This window comes from Variovorax multivorans (assembly GCF_051216835.1).
Classification (GTDB): Bacteria; Pseudomonadota; Gammaproteobacteria; order Burkholderiales; family Burkholderiaceae_C; genus Variovorax.
Window position 1 is genome coordinate 1 of the sequence record NZ_JBPJZL010000048.1, and the last position, 1,736, is coordinate 1,736.

Genomic DNA, 1,736 nt, shown 5'->3' on the forward strand with positions numbered 1-1,736 from the left:
CGGGCTGCAGGATCTCGATGGCGCCGATGGGCTGGGCGGGGTCGGCAGCGATGGCTGCGAGCACGCGCTGCAGGCGAGCGACGATGGCCTGGACGCTGGCGCGATCGAACAGGTCCGTGGCGAACTCGACCTGGCCCACGATGCCTTGGGGCGAGCCGTCCGAGCCGCGCTGCTCGCGCAGCGCGAAGGACAGGTCGAACTTGGCCGTGTGCAGGCCCAGTGGCTCGGCGCTGACCTGCAGGCCTGGCAGCTGGAAGCTGGCGCGGTCGTTGTTCTGCAGCACCAGCATGATCTGGAACAGGGGATGACGCGCCATGGAGCGCACCGGGTTGAGCACCTCCACCAGACGCTCGAAGGGCAGGTCCTGGTGCGCGTAGGCGGCCAGGTTGGTCTCGCGCACGCGCGAGAGCAGCTCGCGGAAGCTGGGGTTGCCCGAGGTGTCGGTGCGCAGCACGAGCGTGTTCAGGAAGAAGCCCACCAGGTCGTCCAGGGCCTCGTCGGTGCGCCCGGCGATCGGGCTGCCCAGGGGGATGTCGGTGCCTGCTCCGAGGCGCGTGAGCAAGGCGGCCAGCGCAGCCTGCAGCACCATGAACATGCTCGCCTGGCCCTCGCGGGCCAGGGCCGTCAGCTTGTGGTGCAGGTCTGCATCCAGCTGGAAGGGGATGCTCTCGCCGCGATAGGAGGACACGGCAGGGCGAGGCCTGTCGGTGGGCAGCTGCAACTGCTCGGGCAGGCCGGCGAGCGTGCGCTGCCAGTAGGCCAGCTGTGCGGAGATGAGGCTGTGGGGGTCCGACTCGCTGCCCAGCAGCTCGTGCTGCCAGAGCGTGTAGTCGGCGTACTGCACGGGCAGTGGCGACCACTGGGGTGCGTGGCCCTGCGTGCGCGCGGCGTAGGCGCTGGACAGGTCGCGCGCCAGCGGCGCGAGCGACCACCCGTCGCTGGCGATGTGATGGCACAGCAGCAGCAGGACGTGATGCTCCTCGTCCAGGCGGAACAGGCTGGCGCGGATCGGGAGCTCAGAGCCCAGGTCGAAGCCGTATTCGATGGCCTCCGCGAGTTGCTGCGGATAAGTCGTTTCAGAGGACTCTTGTACCTGCAAGGTAAGAGGAGCCTCTTCGGGCATCAGAATGAATTGCTCCGATTCACTCTCACTCGCAGCCGGGAAAATGGTGCGCAGGCTCTCATGACGGCCCACTACGTCTCCTAACGCGCCCCGGAGAGCTTCTTCGTCCAAGCGTCCTTCCAGACGAAGCACCGTTGGGACGTTGTAAGTCGAACTTGGGCCATCGATTTGAAAAAGGAGCCACAGCCGACGCTGTGCAAAAGACAGAGGGATCATCGAGTCTCCGTGCTTGGCATGATGTTGAGATGCAACCAGTCTTGGCAGGCTTGATCGAGAATCAGCAATCTCGAATACCTGCTGTGCAGGGTGCGAGCGATGTGGCGACGAATAAACGACTCACGTGCTGACCTCCATCGGTCTTGCATCTGGACGGTGACCTTGCCGCATTGGGCGCAATGGCTTGCGCGCCGCAGGCGCTTCATCCAGCTTGCATGCCAATTGAGCGACGGTAGGGGTTTCGAAGAGGGTGCGGATGGCGATCTCGACGCCCAGGCTGGAGCGGATGCGGCTGATGAGCTTGGTGGCCAGCAGGGAGTGGCCGCCCAGGTCGAAGAAGCTGTCATCGATGCCCACCTGTGGCAGTCGCAGGACCTCGGCGAAGAGGGAGGCGAGG

General features: G+C 65.6%; 2 protein-coding genes. Both read right to left on the reverse strand.

Features of this window, described 5'->3' with window-relative positions; genetic code table 11:
- A partial coding sequence (locus ACSFCA_RS36475; protein ID WP_435462997.1) for a condensation domain-containing protein occupies window positions 1-1,339 on the reverse strand: 1,339 nt, incomplete at its 3' end.
- A 120-nt stretch (window positions 1,340-1,459) separates the two neighbouring features.
- On the reverse strand, window positions 1,460-1,736 hold a 277-nt coding region (locus ACSFCA_RS36480; RefSeq protein ID WP_435462996.1), incomplete at its 5' end, for a phosphopantetheine-binding protein.